We start from the raw sequence: 17,393 nt of genomic DNA on the forward strand, positions 1-17,393 counted from the left end.
CGCCCCGAGGAGAGGACCCGCATGAAGGCGCTGCCCGTCGAGCCCACCAACGCTCCCGTCGCCATCGGATCCCGTATCAGGGCCGCGCGGCAGGGGCAGCGGATGACGATCGAGCAGGTCGCGGACGCCACCGGCCTCACCAAGGGATTCCTCAGCCGCGTGGAGCGGGATCTGACCTCGCCCTCGGTCGCCTCCCTCGTGACCCTCTGCCAGGTGCTGTCCATCTCGATCGGGGACCTGTTCCTGGTGCCGGAGACGCACCTGACCAGGCTCGACGACGCCCCGCGTATCAGCCTCGGCGGCCAGGGCATCAACGAGCGCCTCATGACTGCGCGGTCGGAGCGGCGGTTGCAGATGATCCGGGCCGTCGTCGAACCCCGTGGTCGGGGCGAGGACGAGCTCTACTCGGTGGACTGCGAGGTGGAGACCCTGCACGTGGTCTCGGGGCGGTTCGTCCTCATCTTCCCCAATGAGCGATATGAGCTCGAGGAGGGCGACACCGTGACGTTCCCCGGCCGCGAACCGCACTCCTGGCTCAATCCCGGTGACACCGAGGCCGTGGTGCTCTGGACCCTCGTGCCGGCGGCGTCCGGCTCGTAGCGGCCTCAGCCGACATGCACCCAGGGCCGCTTGGTGACATCCGGCTCGGCGCCGCGCAGTACCTCCCGGGTCACCGGGGCGATCTCGCCCTCGCCCGTGAAGAGGAACTTGAAGAGGTTCGCCACGGGATCGCCCTCCGTCCAGCGGAAGTAGACGTGCGGCATGAGGCCGGTGACGTCGCGGATGTGCAGCATGACGGCGGCGATCGTGTTGGGCACGTTCGAGCTGTGCACCTCCAGGATGCGGTAGCCATGGCGGACGACGCCGCGCACCCGCAGCTCGGTCTCGAAGTCGGAGGAGTCGTCGACGGTCACCTCGATGAACAGGGGCCTGGACGCCACCGGGAAGTGCGATACGGCGCAGGCGTGCTGGAGCTTGTGCCGGTATGCCGCGCTGCTCAGCCGCTTCGGCTCGTGGGCGATCAGGAGGATGTCGCCGTCGTCCTGTGCACTCACGAACGAGAGCGCGGCCTCGTCCATCCTGATGCTCGTGGCCCGCAGCTCGAAGGCGCGGCGTGACCGGGAGACGAACGAGATCACGATGATCCCGAGGATGAAGAACAGGGCGATCTTCAGGCCGTCGGGCCGCTCGATCATGTTCACCGCCGTCGTCAGGACGAAGACCACGGTGGCGATGCCGAACCCGAGGGTCAGGCCGCGCTGGTGCTTGCGGTGGGCGGACAGCGTCACGGCCACGGAGGCCGAGGTGATGAGGGCCAGGACGCCGGTGGCGTACGCGCCGCCCTGCGCCTCGACGTCGGCCCGGAAGAAGAACGTGACGATGATCGCGATGAGCGTGATGACCAGGACGAGGGGGCGGACGGCCTTGGCCCAGGCCGGTGCCATCCCGTAGCGCGGCAGGTAGCGCGGGACGAGGTTCAGCAGCCCGGTCATGGCGGAGGCGCCCGCGAACCAGAGGATGCTGATCGTCGAGATGTCGTAGACGGTGCCGAAGCCGTCGCCGAGGTACAGGTGCGCGAGATAGGCCAGGGCCCTGCCGTTCGCCGGACCGCCCTCCTCGAACGCCGCGGCCGGGATGAGCAGGGTCGTGACGAAGCTCGACGCGATGAGGAAGCCGCTCATGATGAGCGCCGCGGATGTGAGGAGCTTGTGTGCGCCGGCGATCCGACCGGCCGGGTCCTCCTCCGTGTCGCCGGGCCTGCCGTCGATCTGGGGCATGACGACCACTCCCGTCTCGAAGCCCGAGAGGCCGAGGGCGAGCCGCGGGAAGATGAGGACGGCCAGGCCGACCATCACCAGCGGGTTGCCGTGCTGGGTGGTGAGCGCCGTCCACCAGTCGGTCACGAGGCCGTCCTGCGCCATGATCTGCCCGACCGAGACGACCACGACCACCAGGTTGAGGACGAGGAACACCGCGACGATCGCCACGGCGATACCGATAGCCTCGCGGAAGCCGCGGAGGAAGACCGCCGAGAGCAGCACGAGGAAGATCACGGTGATGAGGATCTCCTGGCCGTGCAGCCATGAGGGGGCGAACGGGTTCTCGACCAGGTGGGCGCTGGCATCGGCCGCCGAGAGCGTCATGGTGATGAGGAAGCTCGTCGCCGCGAAGCCGAGCAGCACGAGCACGAAGATCTTGCCGCGCCACTTCGGCAGCAGCTTCTCGAGCATCGCGATCGACCCCTCCCCGCGGGGGCTCTCCGAGGCGACGCGCTTGTACACGGGCAGGGCGCCGAACAGGGTCACGGCCACGAGGATCAGGGTGGCCAGGGGGGAGAGGACGCCGGCGGCAGCTGCCGCGATGGCCGGCTGGTACCCGAGGGTCGAGAAGTAGTCGACGCCGGTCAGGCACATCACCTTCCACCAGGGCTGCGTGCGCTCCGTCTCGGGTTGGTGCGCGGTGGGCTGGCTCGACTCGTTGAGGAGCCAGCGCTCGAGGTTCTTCCGGCCCTGATCGCGGGTGCGGGCGGGAGTCTGGAGGTGTACGGATGAGCTCACTGCATCACGGTAGGCCCGCGCGGGCGCTCATCGGGGCGTCTTGATGGATCCTTAACGGGTGGGTCCGGGAGCGGTCGTGCGGTGCGCCGCCCCATCCCCCCGGTGGCAGTCGGGGCCGCACCAGGATCGTCGCCGAACTGGTGCCGTGCGAGGCCCGGGAGGAGCATCGAGCGGCCGGAGCGGGCCCTAGGGTGGAGTCGACGGACTGCCGCTCGGTGGGGCCGCAGAGCACGACTCACGGGGGACGACAACCATGAAGAACACCAGCCTGCTCACGCTTGCGATGACCGCAGCGCTCGGACTCGCGGGGTGCGCGGCGCCCGCCACCGAAGCAGGTCCGGGGACGACGGCGACGGCGACCACCTCCTCGGCGACGGCGACCACCTCCTCGGCGACCTCGTCCACCCCCTCCGCGGCCTCGTCCGCCCCCTCCGCGGCCTCGTCCGCGTCGCCGGGGCCGTCCGTGTCGTCCTCGCCGACCCTCCCTGCGGACGGCGGGACCGGGGCTGCCTCCGCCACGGCGGCGCCCGAGGTCGGGCCCTCCCTGGCCGACCCGTCGTCATCGCTGTTCACGACGTCGGACGGACTGTATTCCTTCATGCTGCCGGCGGGCTGGACCACCACGCCCCTCGAGCCGAGCACCGCCCCCGACTACGGCGTCCCGCTCGGCAGGACCGCCTACAACATCCTGGATGGCGAGGGCCGGGAGATGGCCGTCTTCGCGGGCGGAGTCCCGGGTGATGGTGCTGCCCTTCCCAGTCCCGGACACGTGCCGCTCGACGACGAGGAGCTCCCCGCGCTGTCGGCGCAGGTCGACAAGGTCGAGCTTCCGGTGAGCTACGTGTTCGACCACTACCAGGATCCCGTCACCGGGGAACGGGTGTACCTCGCGCGGTACCATCTCGGCCCCGTCCCCGAGGACGGGCTCTACGGCGTGCCGCTCGGTCTGCTCCCGTTGGGGGAGAACGGGCTCGTCGTCTTCACCGCCACGTTCGGTACCGATCGCTTCCCCACCCCCGCGGACGCCGAGGCCTGGCTGGGTACGCAGGAGTACGCCGGGCTCCGCGGGATGTTCACCAGCCTGACCTACAACGGCTGACCGCACCGGGAGCGGATGCGTGCCCCGATCCGGACCGCACGCCTTGACCGCCTGTGCCGCCCAGCAATAGCCTTATGCAAAACCTTTGATGCATATTGGGCAACTCCGCCGAGTGCGGGCCCGGATGGGACGGACACTGTGGAAGAACTGCGCGTCACGGGAGGCGGTCGGCTCGGGCCCATCGACTCCTCCCGCATCCCTCGGTACGCGGGAGCGGCGACCTTCGCCCGCCTGCCCCGGCTCGACCAGGTGGACCGGGCGGACATCGCCGTCGTCGGCGTCCCCTTCGACTCCGGTGTCTCGTACCGGCCCGGCGCCCGCTTCGGCGGCAACCACATCCGCGAGGCCTCGCGCCTCCTGCGGCCCTACAACCCCGCCCTCGACATCTCGCCCTTCGAGCGCGTGCAGGTCGCCGATGCCGGTGACATGGCCGTGAACCCGTTCAACATCGGCGAGGCCATCGAGACCGTGCAGCAGAACGCGCTGGACCTCACCGCCGACGGCGCCCGCCTGGTCACGCTGGGCGGCGACCACACCATCGCCCTGCCGCTCCTCAGGGCTGCCGCGGAGCGCGCGGGTTCGCCCGTGGCCATGCTGCACTTCGACGCCCACCTGGACACCTGGGACACCTACTTCGGGGCGGAGTACACGCACGGTACACCGTTCCGCCGGGCGGTCGAGGAGGGCATCCTCGACACCGAGGCCATCTCGCACGTCGGCACCCGCGGGCCGCTCTACGGGGTCCGCGACCTCGAGGACGACCGGCGCTTCGGCTTCGGGATCGTGACCTCCTCGGACGTCTACCGGAAGGGCGTCGACGAGATCGTCGACCAGCTGCGCCAGCGCATCGGGAACCGCCCGCTCTACGTGTCCGTGGACATCGACGTCCTCGATCCCGCGCACGCGCCGGGTACGGGCACCCCCGAGGCCGGCGGCATCACGTCGCGGGAACTCCTCGAGATCCTGCGCGGGCTCCGCGGGTTGAACCTCGTGGGCGCCGACGTCGTCGAGGTGGCCCCTGCCTACGACCACGCCGAACTCACCGGTGTCGCCGCATCCCACGTCGCCTACGATCTCGTCACCCTCATGGCCGACACCCTGACCCCCGCCACGCCCGCCCCGATTGCCGAGGACCACTGATGGAGATCACCGACGGCGCCGCCTCCGCGCCTCCCACCCGCCTCACCGGCCAGCGGAACGGCGGTGACCTCGTCGTCGAGACCCTGTCCGCCCTCGGCGCCACGACGGTCTTCGGCATTCCAGGACAGCACGCGCTGGGGCTCTTCGACGCCCTCTCGCGCTCCGACCTCCGGTTCGTCTCCTCGCGCGTCGAGAACAACTCGGCGTTCGCGGCCGACGGCTTCTCCCGGGCCACGGGCGACGTCGGTGTCCTCTTCCTCTCGACCGGACCCGGCGCCCTCACCTCGCTGGCGGGCCTGCAGGAGGCCTACGCGACCGGCGTGCCGATGGTCGTCGTCGCCAGCCAGATCCCCCTCGAGGGTCTCGGGGCCCGACGGAAGGGCATGCTGCACCAGCTCGACGACCAGAAGGCGTCCGCCGCGAACGTCACCAAGAGCCAGCGGCTGATCCAGCACGCCTCCGGTATCCCCTCGGCGATCCAGGACGCCTGGACCGAGGCCGTGTCCTCCCCCCAGGGGCCCGTCTGGATCGAGGTCCCCCAGAACGTGCTGCTGGACCCCGTGATGGTGCCACGGGTGGAGGACGCGCTCGCGGAACCGTTCGACAACCCGCCGCGCATCGAGCTCACCCGCGAGGCCCTGACGTGGCTCAGGGAATCCAGGCGCCCGGCCATCGTCGCGGGCGGCGGCGCACGCCGTGGCAGGGCGGAGTCCTGGCTGCTGTCCATCGCCGAGAAGCTCGGCGCCCCCGTGGTGTGCTCGCCCGGCGGCAACGGCGCGTTCCCCTGGACGCACGAGCTGTCCCTGCAGTCGTGGGTCGAGGACCGCCACGTGACCGAGGTGCTCGAGGACGCGGACGTCCTCCTGGTGGTCGGATCGTCCCTGGGCGAGGTGACGTCGAACTACTTCACCCTGGAGCCGCGCGGGCGCATCATCCAGATCGATGCCGAGCCCCGCGTGCTGGAGTCCAACCGGCCGGCACTCGGGATCAGGGCGGACGCCGGGCAGGCGCTCGCGGCCCTCGACGAGGCGCTCGAGCCGCTGCCCAGGGACCGGGAGCCCGGGTACGACGCCGTCGCGCTGGTGGCCGATACCCTCACCCGGGTCGCCGCACGGCTCGAGGGCCAGGACCTCGGCAAGGAGCTCGCCTTCATGCGGGATCTCCGCGAGGCCGTCCCTGCAGGGATGCAGACCTTCTGGGACATGACCATCTCCGCGTACTGGGCCTGGAGCTGCTGGGACGCGCGTGAGGGTCAGTTCCACTCGGCCCAGGGTGCCGGCGGTCTCGGCTTCGGCTTCCCCGGCGCGATCGGCGGTGCCGTGGGGCTGGAGTCCCGTGGCCTGCCCGCCCGCGTCCTCGCGGTCTCCGGTGACGGGTCCGCCATGTACTCCATCGCGGAACTCGCCACCGCGCGGCAGCACGACATCCCGGTCACCTGGCTGATCGTCGACGACGGCGGCTACGGGATCCTCCGCGAGTACATGGAGGGGGCCTTCGGCAAGGCGACGGCCACCGAACTCGCGCGGCCGGACTTCGTGGCGCTCGCCGAGTCCTTCGGGGTGCCTGCGCGACGAGTGGGTCCGGAGGGGATCGGCGAGGCGCTGCGCGCGAGTCTCGCAGGCGAGGGGCCGAACGTCGTGGTCGTGGAGACGCTCATGCGGCTGTTCGCACCCACGCATCTTGATCAGTAGGCTTCCCTTTTCCGCCGGGTGGTGGCAGTGTCGGAGGCACTGCTCGAACCACGGCTCCGAGGAAGGAACGCTATGACATTCAGCAAGGGCGACAAGGTCACCTGGAACACGTCGCAGGGCGAGACCGAGGGCAAGGTCGTGGAGAAGCACGACAAGGAATTCACCTTCGACGACCAGAAGTTCAAGGCGTCGAAGGACGAGCCCTACTACACGGTGGAGAGCTCGAAGTCCGGCAAGCAGGCCGCGCACAAGGAAAGCGCGCTGTCGAAGAAGTAGCCGGCCGCCACACGCGAGGGGGCTCCGCTTCGGCGGAGCCCCCTCGCGTGTCTCACGTCAGGGGATCGTGGCCCCAGTTCATCAGCGAGTAGCGCCACTTGGAGGACTCGATGTCCTCCTTGGACGGCTCCTGCGCGAGATGCCGGTGCACGTAGCCGACCACCTTGTGCATGTGTTCGACATCGTCCGTCGTTAGGTCGTCGCGCTTCGTGTTCAGGATGTCGATGATGCGCTTGCCGGACTTGTGCCCCACCGATTCGACGGCGCCCGATTCCTTGTAGCCGACCGCCTGGGACTCCTCGGTGTCCAGCCAGGTCGTCAGCTGCGAGGCGCTCATGTTCACCGCGTCCTTCCACTGCGGCCAGATCTCGTCCAGGTCATTCGCGTCGTCAGCCATCAGCAGTCCGCCTTCCGTAGCAGTTCCGGGAGAATGATCACACCCCGCCGTTATTCGGGAGCTTCCGATAGCTTATTCCTAAGCATGCTGATAAATGTAGAGGGTAGGTCGAACCAACACCGAAGGAGCTTCACATCATGGCAGGAAACCTTTTGGCACGATCCGCCCACGATCTCGGTGCCGCAGCCTGGTTCGGCGGGACCCTGATGGGCGCCGTCGGACTCAACGGTGCAACGGGTAAGGCGAAGGACCCCAAGGAGCGCACGCGCCTCTCCGCCCTCGGCTGGGCCAAGTGGACCCCGGTGCAGGTCGCCGCGTTCGCCGTGCACGCCGTCGGCGGCATCGGCCTGATCCTCGGCAACAAGGGCCGCGTCGCGTCGCAGGACTCGGTCGGATCCAACACGGTCTGGAAGTCGATCGTCACGCTCGCCGGCATGGCACTCTCGCTCTACTCCGGCATGCTCGGCAAGAAGGTCGGTGAACTGTCCGAGCAGGGCGGTGAGGGCGCGACCGAGCCCCGTCCCGGTGCCAGTGACGAACTGGCCAAGGCCCAGTCGCAGCTCAAGACCACCCAGTGGCTGCTGCCCCTGATCAGCGGCATCGTCGTGGTGATGGGTGCGAAGCAGGGCGAGATGCAGCGCCCCACGAACGTCAAGAAGGGCCTGCTGAAGAAGTAGTCCCGGACACCGGAAACCCCCGCACCTGGACGTCCACCCCGTGGTGGGCTCGTCGCTGGTGGCGGGGGTTTCGCCGTCTGGCAGCCGGTGATGCCTCCGGCCGCACGGGCGCCTACTGCATGGTGAAGGCGCGCGCCACGCCCGTGTGCACGGCGTCGTTCCGGATGAGGGCGGCGAGGACCGCATTCCGGGGGCGCAGGAGAGGCCTGGGCAGCGGACGCCCGAGGGCCATGTTGAGGTGTGCCTTCCGTCGGGCGAGCGCGGCCTGGGCGCGGCGCTCCTTCTCGTACTCCGCGAGCCGCGCGCCGACGTCGTCCCCGTCCCTCAGCGACGCCGCGATGATCGGGACGAGCCGCACCGCGTCGAGCCAGCCGAGATTCATGCCCTGCCCGCCGATGGGGGAGACCTCGTGTGCGGCATCTCCGACCAGGACCGTGCGGCCCGCGACGAAGCGCTCGGCCAGCCGGGACTGCACCTCGAAGGCGCTCAGCATCGAATTGGTCGTCGCGTCGACGGCCACACCCGTCCGGTCGCGGATCAGGGCCGTCAGATGCTCCGCCGTGGGACGCTCCACCGGCGACCCGACGCGCACCACCCAGCGCCGGATGCCTCCGGGCAGGGGGAAGGACTCGACGATCCCTCCCGTCTCGAGGTACAGCACGGCGTCGTGGCCGTCGTCCGTCCCATCGAGGAAGTCCCCCATCACATAGCAGTCGGGGTAGCGGCGGGAGGGCGCGCGGATGCCGGCGCCGTCCCGGACGGAGCTGCGCGCCCCGTCCGCAGCGACGATGATTCTCGCCTCGAGCACGATGTCCTCGCCCTGGCTGCGGACGACCGTGCGCACGTGGTCGCCGTGGTCCCGCGAGGAGAGCACGGCGACGCCGCGTCGCACGGTACCGGGGAACTCCTCCTGGAGCCTGCGCTCGAGGATCTCCTCCGTGACGGCCTGCGGGACGGCCAGCACGTACTTCTCCTCGCCGGGCAGGGTCGAGAAGGAGACGGTCCCGACATGGCGACCGGCACTCCTGGCGACCCCGTCCCGGATGAGCACGCCCCGTGTCCGCAACTCCTCGGCGATCCCGCCGGCAGCGAGGGCGCGGAGGGCGGGAGGATGGATGCCGATGGCGCGGGAGTGGCTGCTGCGGTCCGCGCGCCGTTCGAGGACGACGGCGTCGAGCCCTGCCTGCCGGAGGAGCAGCCCCGTGTAGAGACCGACCGGTCCGCCTCCGACGACGATCACGTCATGCATGCCGCACCCCGGGGGTCGTGGCACGACGGTCGAGGACGAGCCGGTTGATGAAGGGGGCGGCGGTCCGCACGGTCCAGGCCGGCCGGTCCGCGACGGCCGCGCGCAGCTCCTCCGGCGTGTAGCTCCGGCGGATGGAGGTGAGCCCGTCCTGCCGGATGTAGGAGCCGGGCAGCGGGAGCGTGCCCACCGAGAAGAGGGCGTAGCCCACGGGATGCCGGGCGATGTCGCTGTGGATGGCCACGCGCCGCGTCAGCTGCTCGGTGTCGTCGATCAGGCCCCGGAACTGCGCCGGATCGAGGTGGTGCAGCACGTGGTTGGAGACGACGGCGTCGAAGACAGCGCCCTCGGCGACGAGTTCGTCGCTGAGGGCCTGGCGGAAGGACAGTCCGCGGATCGGCGGCCTCGACGTCGCATAGGCGTGCGCACGCGCGTCGGGATCGATGGCTGTCACCTCGAGGGAGATGCCGTCGAGCGCAGCCCAGCGCGCCAGCGCCTGGGGGACGTCACCTCCGCCGGAGCCGATGTCGAGCAGGGTGTTCGGCCGCTCCGTCGCGAAGGCGGGTCGCAGCACCTGCGTGTACGTGCGGCGCCAGCCGGAGACGGCCGCGTTGACGACACCGAACTGCGCGTAGGTCCGATCGAGGATGGCCGGATCGCAGTCGGGCCGGTCCATCTCCTCGATGGCGTGCGGGTCCCGCTCCGCGAGGAAGCCGCGACGGTTCATGCGCCCGCTTGGGTGAGGATCGGTTCCAGGTCGGCGGGGACGTCCGCGTCGTCGGGTGTGAGGCCCACCGAAGCGCCGTCGGCCACGGCGCCCGTCCCTGCGTCGGAGCGGGTTGCGCCGATCCTCGTGAGGAGGGCCGTCTCGACGGTGAGTCCCGGACCGAAGGCCATGGAGCAGATGCGGTTGTTGCCGTCCGAGGCAGGCTTCTCGAGGATGTTCTTCAGGACGAACATCACCGTGGCGCTGCTCATGTTGCCGTAGTCACGCAGGGTCTCGCGCGCGGGGACGAGCTGCTGCTTCGACAGGCCGAGCTTCGCCTCCACCTTGTCGAGGATGCTGCGGCCGCCGGGGTGGATGGCCCAGTGCTCGATCTCCGCGTAGTCGAGCCCCTGCAGCGAGGCATCGCGCGCCAGCAGTGGCTTGAGGGCTCCGACGATGTGCTCGTCGATGATGTGCGGCACATAGGTGCCGAGCACCATCTCGAAGCCCTCGTCGCCGATGTTCCAGGCCATCGATTCCTCTCCGACGGGCGTGAGGACCGTCTCGAAGTGGTCGAGGGTGAGCGCCGGACCGTCGAGCGGGAGGTCCCGTGCGGAGATGATGGCGGCCGCCGCGCCGTCCGCGAAGAGGGAGGAGCCCACGATGGTGTCGGGGTTGTTGGAGGACCGCACATGCAGTGAGCACAGTTCCGCGGAGATCACCAGCACCACGGCCTCGGGATCGGCCTGGCAGAAGGCCTTGGCGGATCGGAGGGCAGGAAAGGCCGCGTAGCACCCCATGAAGCCGAGGTGGTAGCGCTGGACGGACGGCTTCAGGTCGAGGGCGCGGACCACCTTGTAGTCCGGCCCCGGTGCGAAGAACCCGGTGCAGGAGACGGTCACCACGTGGGTGACGTCCGACGCCTCGATCCCGGTGGCGGCGTCGAGCGCCTTCCGTGCGGCCTCGACGAAGAGTCTGGTCCCCTCGGTCGCGTAGACCTCGTTGCGGGTCTTGGTGCTGGGGCTGAGGATGCGGAGCTCCTCCCGGTCGAAGAACACCGGGTCCTCGAACGTCTCCTCCAGCGTGAGCTCCCTGACCGCGGTGTACCGGGTCTCGATCCCCGAGGAGTCGAAGGCGGCCCCGACGAGGCGCTGTCCCAGCCGGGTGAGGCCGGGCTGGGCTGCGAAGACGTCGCGGACCTCGGGCTGCACCATGATCGTGTCGGGTACAGCGGTTTCAAGGGATCTCAGGATCACTGTCATAGGTCCATTACTAGAGGACTGACGCGACAAATTCAATGACAGTAGGCTTAGTGTTCACCTCGGCCACCATCGTCAGGAGCACCATGGGCAACGATCCGTCAGGCACCCTCGACCAGAAAGATCCGCGGGGCCCCGTCACGGACGCCTCCACGGAACTGCAGGAGTACCCCGGCTTCACGGAGCGCATGGATCCGCGCCCGGACCACGGGGAGGACAGCTACGCGGGGCACGGGCGCCTCGCCGGTCGCAGGGCCTTCATCACCGGCGGTGATTCCGGCATCGGGCGGGCCGTCGCGCTCGCCTTCGCCCGCGAGGGCGCCGACGTCGCGATCGGCTATCTGCCCGAGGAGGAGGAGGACGGCGCGAGTTGTCTCGACCTCATCCGCGCGGAGGGCCGGACCGCGCTCGCCGTTCCCGGTGACCTGCGCGACGAGGCCTACGCACCGTCCGCGATCGTTACGGTCCTGGCCGGCCTCGGGGGTCTCGACATCCTCGTGAACAATGCGGGCTTCCACATCGCGCAGCCGAACGGCCTGCCCGACATCGATGCCGACCAGCTGCGCCGGACGTTCGAGACCAACGTCTACGGCACCGTCTGGCTGACCCAGGCGGCGTTGCCGCACCTCACGGAGGGCGCCTCGATCATCAACACCACCTCGGTGCAGGGGTACCACCCGTCCACCAGCCTCATGGACTACGCGGCCACGAAGGCTGCGCTCAACAACCTGACCTTCAGCCTCGCCGGCCTGCTGGGGGAGCGCGGGATCCGGGTCAATGCGGTGGCGCCGGGTCCGATCTGGACACCGCTGCAGCCCGCGACCACCACGAGCGAGAAACTCGAATCGTTCGGCGAGGGCACGCCGCTCGGCCGCATGGGCCAGCCGGCCGAACTCGCCGGAGCGTACGTGTTCCTCGCGTCCAACGACGCCCGTTACGTCTCCGGCGAGATCCTCGGGGTGACCGGGGGCAAGCCGCTCGCCTGACGTGAGTACCTCTGCGGGGAAAGCCCGGCCGGGACCAAGCCGGAGCCGCGTGTGCGCCGAATCACAGCTACCAGCGCCGGAGGCATGACGTCCGGCCTTCGGCTGACATGGATGGGTTGAGCGTGAAACTCCTGACTACACCACCCCGCAGGCACCGCACGGCCCTGTTCGCCGTGGCCCTCACCGCGTCCCTGGCGCTCGCGGGCTGCGGGGGCGTCGAGGAGAATCCGCTGGGCGTCAATACGCCGACGGCGGGGCAGGCTGCCCCTGCGGACCAGGGCACGCCCGGCGACGGTGCGCAGGCCGCGCCCGTGCTGAACGACCTCGGGGACGACCCGCTCAACGTGGGGATCGACGGGGCGGAACTGTGCGGCGTGCAGCCCGACGACAGCCGCCTGAGGTACACGGTGATGCTCCACAACCCGACGCTCGAGACGTTCACGTTCGGGGAGATGAAGCTCGGTGATCCCCAGGGCCTGAACATCCTCTCGTCGATGGTGCAGACCGCGAACAGGGAGGGGCACCATCACCCGTCCCCGGACGGCGGGGCGCATGGGGAGCACACGGCGACCCCGGACCCGACGGCCACGCAGGAGCCGATCGGGCCGCCCGTCCCTGCGGCCGGATACCGGTTCGAGCCCGATGCCCACGTCAACATCATCGTCACGGTCGAGCTCGCCGAGGGAGTCACCCACGGCAGCGCGGACAACATCCTCGTGGCCTTCTCCACCCCCGACCGCGACTACTCGGTGGCCCACAACCTTAAGATCGACGTCGACGCCAGCTCCTGCAGCTGACCTACGCCCGGAACGCGGAAAAGCCCCCGACTCCAGAGGAGCGGGGGCTTTCTCGTCGACCTGGGCCGGGCGTCCATGGCATGGACGCCCGGCGGCGGTCGGCCGGACTAGGCCGGGAGCTGCAGGACGTGACCGGTGAAGATCAGGTCCGCGTGGATGACCGTGTCGGTGTTGGCGGCGAAGAGTGCCTGCCAGCCGCCCTCGACGCCGAGCTTGTCGGCGATGGTGCTGAGGGTGTCACCGGACTGGATGGTGTAGGTCTCGCCGCTCAGGGCGACGGGAGCCGCGACCGGTGCCTGGGCAACGGGTGCCGCGACCGGTGCCTGGGCAACGGGTGCCGCGACCGGTGCCTGGGCAACGGGTGCCGCGACCGGTGCCTGGACGACGGGCGCCTGGGCGACGGGCGCCTGCTGGAGCTGGACGGGGGCGGGGGCCGGAGCGGCCTGCGCCGGGATGCCGCCCGGGTTGGCTCCACTGTTCAGACCGAGCTGGGCCGAGCAGGAGGGCCATGCGCCCCAGCCCTGGCCTGCGAGGACATTCTCGGCGACGGCGATCTGCTGCTCGCGTGAGGCGTTCTGGGGTGCACCCTGGCCGCCGAAGGCCGCCCAGGTGGAGGGGGTGAACTGCAGTCCACCGGAGAAACCGTTGCCGGTGTTGATGCCCCAGTTGCCGCCGCTCTCGCACTGCGCGAGCGCATCCCAGTCGCTGGCGGGGGCGGCGTTGGCTGCGCCGGCTGCTGCACCGAGGCCGAGGCCGGTGAGTGCTACTGCTGCGAGCCCACGACGGGCGCTGGTGCTGAAGGTGTGTGTATTCATGGGGTGACGATGCTCCGAAAGGCCACCCGCACTAGGTCCGTCCCCGGACTTCTTCGCGCCGCTGCTCACCTTGACTGTATAGAGGTCAGGTTCGGCAGCCGCCTGTTGAGCAACGAGCGGTGGAGGGGCGGCGCCGGGCATAGATCGCTGCTCGATTTTCGGCAGCTTTTTCGCTTCCCCGGACGGGGAACTCCCTCCACCGTAAAGTAATTTTCATTCGTTGCCAAACCGGTACGGCGTGGCGCTTGACATCGGTTCAAAATAAGGGAAAGAAACTGGCCCTCGTGAGGATCCTGTGCAACACTATGGCCCCTCCATCGCCGCGGGGCAGGGGAGAGGCCCCAGATCCGTGATCCGGGGCCCCTCCGGAACCAGTGGGGACGGGACGTCCCGGCTGGTCAGGCCGCTACATAGCCGTGCGGATCGAGGACGTACTTCGTGGCGGCCCCGGCGTCGAACTCCTCGTAGCCGCGGGGTGCCTCCTCGAGGCCGATCGGCTTGGCGTTGACGGCCTTCGCGATCGAGACGCGGTCATGCAGGATGGCCATCATGAGGCCCCGGTTGTACTTCATCACCGGGCACTGCCCCGTGGTGAAGGACAGGGACTTCGCCCAGCCCGTGCCGAGACTGATCGACAGCGAGCCCACCTTCGCGGCGTCGTCGACCGCACCCGGATCGCCGGTGACATAGAGGCCGGGGATGCCGAGGGCGCCGCCCGCCGCGGTGACGTCCATGAGGGAGTTCAGGACCGTCGCGGGAGCCTCGGTGGACGACCCCGAGCCGTGTCCCCGTGCCTCGAAGCCCACGGCGTCCACGCCGCAGTCCACCTCCGGCACGCCGAGCAGCTGCTCGATCTGGTCCCGCGGGTCGCCCTTGGAGACGTCGACCGTCTCGCAGCCGAAGCTGCGGGCCTGTGCCAGCCGGTCCTCGTTGAGGTCACCGACGATCACGACGGCGGCGCCGAGGAGCTGCGCCGATGCCGCGGCAGCCAGCCCCACGGGCCCCGCCCCGGCGACGTAGACGGTGGAGCCGACGCCGACGCCCGCGGTGACGGCGCCGTGGAAGCCGGTGGGGAAGATGTCGGAGAGCATCGTCAGGTCGAGGATCTTCTCGAGTGCCTGGTCCCGGTCCGGGAACTTCAGCAGGTTCCAGTCCGCATACGGCACGAGGACGTACTCCGCCTGGCCGCCGACCCATCCGCCCATGTCCACGTAGCCGTAGGCGCTGCCCGGCCGGTCCGGGTTGACGTTGAGGCAGATACCGGTCTTCCGCTCCTTACAGTTGCGGCACCGGCCGCAGGCGATGTTGAAGGGGACCGAACAGATGTCGCCCTTCTTGATGAATTCGACATCACGGCCCACCTCGACCACCTCGCCCGTGATCTCGTGGCCCAGGACGAGGTCGGCGGGCGCCGTGGTGCGGCCGCGCACCATGTGCTGGTCCGATCCGCAGATATTGGTGGTGACGGTCTTGAGGATCACGCCGTGGTGCACCGAGCGTCCGACATTGGCCGGATTCACCCCCGGTCCGTCCTTCAGCTCGAATGTGGGGTAGTCGATGTCGATGACCTCGACCTTCCCTGGTCCCTTGTACGCAACAGCTCTGTTACCGCTCATGGAACATCCTTCTTCCGTGGTGTGCTCAGTGCACCCGGAACCCCGGGTGCCGGAACCGTTCGCCTCGCTGGGCCGCGCGGCACCCGGTAGTGCCGAACCTACACGTCGGGGGGTCGCACGGACGTTGCATGGGCCGGTGCGCTCCCCGGCCGGTGCGGCGGGCCGGCCCCCTTGTCCGCGCGGATCCTCCGGGAGAGGGTGGGAGGCATGACCGACACCGTGCTCATCACCGGCGCCACCTCGGGGATCGGGGCCGAGTTCGCCCGTCAGTACGCGGCGCGCGGCTGCGCCCTCGTGCTCGTCGCGCGCGCCTCCGGCCCCCTCGAGGACAGCGCGCGTGAGCTCCGCACGCGATGGGGGGCCGACGTCGAGACGATCGCCGCCGACCTGCTCGACGACGACGGCCTGGCCCGGGTGCTGGCGCGGCTGGGGGCCGGGCGGCGGGATCCCGGCTCAGCCGAGGACGAGGGCCCTGCTCCCGTGTCCGTGCTGGTCAACAACGCCGGCTACGGACTGGTGCGCCCGTTCGCCGACAATCCGCTCGACGACGAGGTGCGCCACCTCCGCATCCACGTGGAAGTGCCGCTCGCCCTCGCCCATGCAGCGCTGCAGTCCATGCGCCCGCGGGGCGCGGGAACCATCATCACCGTCGCCAGCGTCGCCGGGTTCACGCCGAGGGGCACCTACGGCGCAGCGAAGGCCGCGATGATCAGCTTCAGCAGGTGGGCGAACCTGACCTACGGGCCCGAGGGGATCCGCGTCACGGCCGTCTGTCCAGGGTTCGTGCACACCCGGTTCCACCAGCGCATGGGCGCCGACAAGAGCAGCGTCCCCGGGCCCCTGTGGCTCGACGCCGGACTCGTGGTCCGCGAGGGGATCCGGGACGCGGAAGCCGGCAGGGCGGTCTCCGTCCCCAGCGCGCGCTACAAGGTCATCACCACCCTGGCGAAGGTGGCGCCGTCGTCCCTCGTCGCGCGGCTGGCGCAGCGAGGGCGGTAGCGCAGCCGACAGGCCGCTCAGCCCGCGGAGCCCCCGCTGTCCCACCGATCGGGCTCGGCCGCCGCGTCCTCCGGGTGGCCGTCCTCGGCGGGGTCGTCCGGCGTGCCGTCGCCGTTGAACGCTGCCGGTACCGTCCCGGCGCTGTGCGTTCCCTGCTCGTCGCGGATACTCGCCGACCGATGCGCCGACCCACCCGCGGACGGGTCCAGCACCGCCTCGCGCCGGTCCGCGTCGGGTCGGCCGTCGTTGCCGCCGCCGTCGTAGCCGCTGCCGGCTGATCCTTCACCAGGTCCTTCACCAGGTCCTTCACCAGGTCCTTCACCAGGTCCTTCACCGGATCCGGCGTCGTCGGCCTGCGTCGGTGCGCCGGTGCCGTTCCCCGGCTCGGTGATGCCCGTGTGGGACGGCGCCGCCGACTCCTTCTCGCGCGGCGGGACAGGGGCGGCAGGGCCGAGGGGATGCTCTGCGGGAAGGATTGCGCCGTCGGGGTGTCCGGCGGAACTGCTCGGCTCGGTCATGATGCTCCTTCTGCGGACCGCCCTTCGCCGGGGCGTCCGCCCGGGTCGTCGGAAGTGTGGGTGGCATCGGGAACACTACGTGAGGGAAGCCACCCTGTGCAGGAGTGTGTCGCCGATGTCCAGCCCCTGAGGTGCCGGGGATCCGGGCTCGAACCCGAACGGTCGGTAAGTATGCTGAGGAGTGGGGTTCGCAGAGTGGCGAGCCCCGTACAGGGAGGTAGAACGATGGCTGGGTACTTCAAGCTGGTTGATGCGCATGACGACGGGTACAGGGTGAAGCTGACGGCCCCTGACGGTACGCTCGTCGCGGTCTCCACCTTCTACGCCTCCAAGGAGGAGGCGATCGCGGGGATCGAACTCATCCGCGAGATCGCCGGCACGGGACCGATCGTGGATCACAGCAGGGACGAGTCACCCGATCAGGACGAACTCTTCCTCGGCCTCCAAGCGGCATCGCGGCGGAGCGACGCCGTCCCGCACGACGCCTGACGTCTTCCCCGGGACGCCTGCTGCCGTCCCGCACGGCGCCTGACGTGATGGGCGGGTGGGGCCGGGCGACACGGTGTACGACTGTATACATTGACGCCGGTCGTGGAATAGGATGGAGGTATTC

18 protein-coding genes are annotated in these 17,393 nt (G+C 69.9%); 10 read left to right on the plus strand and 8 right to left on the minus strand.

Annotated features, from left to right (window positions below; translation table 11 throughout):
* The first annotated feature begins 21 nt into the window (after positions 1 to 21).
* Positions 22 to 600: a cupin domain-containing protein gene (locus ASF21_RS08205; protein ID WP_055770669.1), complete on the plus strand. Its 579-nt coding sequence runs from the start codon at positions 22 to 24 to the stop codon at positions 598 to 600.
* Between the two features lie 5 nt (positions 601 to 605).
* Here ASF21_RS08205 and ASF21_RS08210 read toward each other — a convergent pair whose 3' ends face one another.
* Positions 606 to 2,414, minus strand: coding sequence for an APC family permease (locus ASF21_RS08210; protein ID WP_055770672.1), 1,809 nt, complete (start codon positions 2,412 to 2,414; stop codon positions 606 to 608).
* A 397-nt stretch (positions 2,415 to 2,811) separates the two neighbouring features.
* Here ASF21_RS08210 and ASF21_RS16770 point away from each other — a divergent pair, with 397 nt between their 5' ends.
* The 4 genes from ASF21_RS16770 to ASF21_RS08235 all read left to right on the plus strand — a co-directional run bounded on the left by ASF21_RS16770 (position 2,812) and on the right by ASF21_RS08235 (position 6,764).
* Complete coding sequence (locus tag ASF21_RS16770) at positions 2,812 to 3,657, plus strand: hypothetical protein (protein ID WP_157365814.1); 846 nt, start codon at positions 2,812 to 2,814, stop codon at positions 3,655 to 3,657.
* Positions 3,658 to 3,795: 138 nt separating this feature from the next.
* A complete protein-coding gene (speB, locus tag ASF21_RS08225; RefSeq protein ID WP_055769570.1) occupies positions 3,796 to 4,797 on the plus strand; it encodes an agmatinase in 1,002 nt (333 codons plus the stop codon).
* Entirely contained in the window at positions 4,797 to 6,488 is a 1,692-nt protein-coding gene (locus tag ASF21_RS08230; RefSeq protein WP_235498723.1) for a thiamine pyrophosphate-binding protein, read from the plus strand. Before speB ends, ASF21_RS08230 begins: the two co-directional genes overlap by 1 nt.
* A gap of 72 nt (positions 6,489 to 6,560) precedes the next feature.
* On the plus strand, positions 6,561 to 6,764 hold the full coding sequence (locus ASF21_RS08235; protein ID WP_055769574.1) for a DUF2945 domain-containing protein: 204 nt from the start codon (positions 6,561 to 6,563) through the stop codon (positions 6,762 to 6,764).
* Positions 6,765 to 6,816: 52 nt separating this feature from the next.
* On the opposite strand, the gene ASF21_RS08240 is transcribed toward ASF21_RS08235, so the two are convergent.
* The gene (locus ASF21_RS08240; protein ID WP_055769577.1) at positions 6,817 to 7,161 is read right to left on the minus strand and encodes a DUF3140 domain-containing protein; all 345 of its coding nucleotides are present in this window, start codon (positions 7,159 to 7,161) and stop codon (positions 6,817 to 6,819) included.
* Between the two features lie 137 nt (positions 7,162 to 7,298).
* Between ASF21_RS08240 and ASF21_RS08245 the strand changes: the two genes are divergently transcribed.
* On the plus strand, positions 7,299 to 7,838 hold the full coding sequence (locus ASF21_RS08245) for a hypothetical protein (RefSeq protein ID WP_055769579.1): 540 nt from the start codon (positions 7,299 to 7,301) through the stop codon (positions 7,836 to 7,838).
* A gap of 112 nt (positions 7,839 to 7,950) precedes the next feature.
* Here ASF21_RS08245 and ASF21_RS08250 read toward each other — a convergent pair whose 3' ends face one another.
* Genes ASF21_RS08250 through ASF21_RS08260 form a run of 3 tightly spaced genes read right to left on the minus strand, consistent with a single transcriptional unit; the run spans position 7,951 to position 11,082 of the window.
* The gene (locus tag ASF21_RS08250; RefSeq protein ID WP_055769581.1) at positions 7,951 to 9,087 is read right to left on the minus strand and encodes an FAD-dependent oxidoreductase; all 1,137 of its coding nucleotides are present in this window, start codon (positions 9,085 to 9,087) and stop codon (positions 7,951 to 7,953) included.
* Positions 9,080 to 9,811 carry a class I SAM-dependent methyltransferase gene (locus tag ASF21_RS08255; RefSeq protein WP_055769584.1) on the minus strand — a complete coding sequence of 244 codons (732 nt, stop codon included), beginning with the start codon at positions 9,809 to 9,811 and terminating at the stop codon, positions 9,080 to 9,082. The genes ASF21_RS08250 and ASF21_RS08255 overlap by 8 nt, the downstream gene beginning before the upstream one ends.
* Positions 9,808 to 11,082 carry a type III polyketide synthase gene (locus tag ASF21_RS08260; RefSeq protein WP_268753680.1) on the minus strand — a complete coding sequence of 425 codons (1,275 nt, stop codon included), beginning with the start codon at positions 11,080 to 11,082 and terminating at the stop codon, positions 9,808 to 9,810. The genes ASF21_RS08255 and ASF21_RS08260 overlap by 4 nt, the downstream gene beginning before the upstream one ends.
* Before the next feature lie 5 nt (positions 11,083 to 11,087).
* On the opposite strand from ASF21_RS08260, the gene ASF21_RS08265 reads away from it, so the two are divergent.
* Positions 11,088 to 12,035, plus strand: a complete 948-nt coding sequence (locus ASF21_RS08265; RefSeq protein WP_235498724.1) for an SDR family oxidoreductase — start codon at positions 11,088 to 11,090, stop codon at positions 12,033 to 12,035.
* Positions 12,036 to 12,157: 122 nt separating this feature from the next.
* Positions 12,158 to 12,832: a hypothetical protein gene (locus tag ASF21_RS08270; RefSeq protein ID WP_055769588.1), complete on the plus strand. Its 675-nt coding sequence runs from the start codon at positions 12,158 to 12,160 to the stop codon at positions 12,830 to 12,832.
* A gap of 107 nt (positions 12,833 to 12,939) precedes the next feature.
* Here the strand turns inward: ASF21_RS08270 and ASF21_RS08275 are convergent, their stop codons facing one another.
* On the minus strand, positions 12,940 to 13,647 hold the full coding sequence (locus ASF21_RS08275; RefSeq protein ID WP_055769590.1) for a transglycosylase family protein: 708 nt from the start codon (positions 13,645 to 13,647) through the stop codon (positions 12,940 to 12,942).
* Between the two features lie 398 nt (positions 13,648 to 14,045).
* Positions 14,046 to 15,263 carry a formaldehyde dehydrogenase, glutathione-independent gene (gene fdhA / locus ASF21_RS08280; protein WP_055769592.1) on the minus strand — a complete coding sequence of 406 codons (1,218 nt, stop codon included), beginning with the start codon at positions 15,261 to 15,263 and terminating at the stop codon, positions 14,046 to 14,048.
* Between the two features lie 207 nt (positions 15,264 to 15,470).
* Between fdhA and ASF21_RS08285 the strand changes: the two genes are divergently transcribed.
* Complete coding sequence (locus ASF21_RS08285) at positions 15,471 to 16,262, plus strand: SDR family NAD(P)-dependent oxidoreductase (RefSeq protein ID WP_055769594.1); 792 nt, start codon at positions 15,471 to 15,473, stop codon at positions 16,260 to 16,262.
* 17 nt (positions 16,263 to 16,279) lie between these two features.
* Here ASF21_RS08285 and ASF21_RS08290 read toward each other — a convergent pair whose 3' ends face one another.
* A complete protein-coding gene (locus ASF21_RS08290) occupies positions 16,280 to 16,780 on the minus strand; it encodes a hypothetical protein (protein WP_055769597.1) in 501 nt (166 codons plus the stop codon).
* A gap of 225 nt (positions 16,781 to 17,005) precedes the next feature.
* Between ASF21_RS08290 and ASF21_RS08295 the strand changes: the two genes are divergently transcribed.
* Positions 17,006 to 17,269, plus strand: a complete 264-nt coding sequence (locus ASF21_RS08295) for a YegP family protein (protein ID WP_235498725.1) — start codon at positions 17,006 to 17,008, stop codon at positions 17,267 to 17,269.
* The last annotated feature ends 124 nt before the right edge of the window (positions 17,270 to 17,393 follow it).

This window comes from Arthrobacter sp. Leaf234, assembly GCF_001422665.1.
GTDB lineage: Bacteria > Actinomycetota > Actinomycetes > Actinomycetales > Micrococcaceae > Arthrobacter_D.

Bases quoted from the DNA above. Each gene is read 5' to 3' on its own strand.
- ASF21_RS08205 (WP_055770669.1), top strand. From the start codon at position 22: ATGAAGGCGCTGCCCGTCGAGCCCACCAACGCTCCCGTCGCCATCGGA.
- ASF21_RS08210 (WP_055770672.1), bottom strand. From the start codon at position 2,414: ATGTGCCTGACCGGCGTCGACTACTTCTCGACCCTCGGGTACCAGCCG.
- ASF21_RS16770 (WP_157365814.1), top strand. From the start codon at position 2,812: ATGAAGAACACCAGCCTGCTCACGCTTGCGATGACCGCAGCGCTCGGA.
- ASF21_RS08230 (WP_235498723.1), top strand. From the start codon at position 4,797: ATGGAGATCACCGACGGCGCCGCCTCCGCGCCTCCCACCCGCCTCACC.
- ASF21_RS08235 (WP_055769574.1), top strand. From the start codon at position 6,561: ATGACATTCAGCAAGGGCGACAAGGTCACCTGGAACACGTCGCAGGGC.
- ASF21_RS08240 (WP_055769577.1), bottom strand. From the start codon at position 7,161: ATGGCTGACGACGCGAATGACCTGGACGAGATCTGGCCGCAGTGGAAG.
- ASF21_RS08245 (WP_055769579.1), top strand. From the start codon at position 7,299: ATGGCAGGAAACCTTTTGGCACGATCCGCCCACGATCTCGGTGCCGCA.
- ASF21_RS08250 (WP_055769581.1), bottom strand. From the start codon at position 9,087: ATGCATGACGTGATCGTCGTCGGAGGCGGACCGGTCGGTCTCTACACG.
- ASF21_RS08255 (WP_055769584.1), bottom strand. From the start codon at position 9,811: ATGAACCGTCGCGGCTTCCTCGCGGAGCGGGACCCGCACGCCATCGAG.
- ASF21_RS08265 (WP_235498724.1), top strand. From the start codon at position 11,088: ATGACAGTAGGCTTAGTGTTCACCTCGGCCACCATCGTCAGGAGCACC.
- ASF21_RS08275 (WP_055769590.1), bottom strand. From the start codon at position 13,647: ATGAATACACACACCTTCAGCACCAGCGCCCGTCGTGGGCTCGCAGCA.
- fdhA (WP_055769592.1), bottom strand. From the start codon at position 15,263: ATGAGCGGTAACAGAGCTGTTGCGTACAAGGGACCAGGGAAGGTCGAG.
- ASF21_RS08285 (WP_055769594.1), top strand. From the start codon at position 15,471: ATGACCGACACCGTGCTCATCACCGGCGCCACCTCGGGGATCGGGGCC.
- ASF21_RS08290 (WP_055769597.1), bottom strand. From the start codon at position 16,780: ATGACCGAGCCGAGCAGTTCCGCCGGACACCCCGACGGCGCAATCCTT.
- ASF21_RS08295 (WP_235498725.1), top strand. From the start codon at position 17,006: ATGGCTGGGTACTTCAAGCTGGTTGATGCGCATGACGACGGGTACAGG.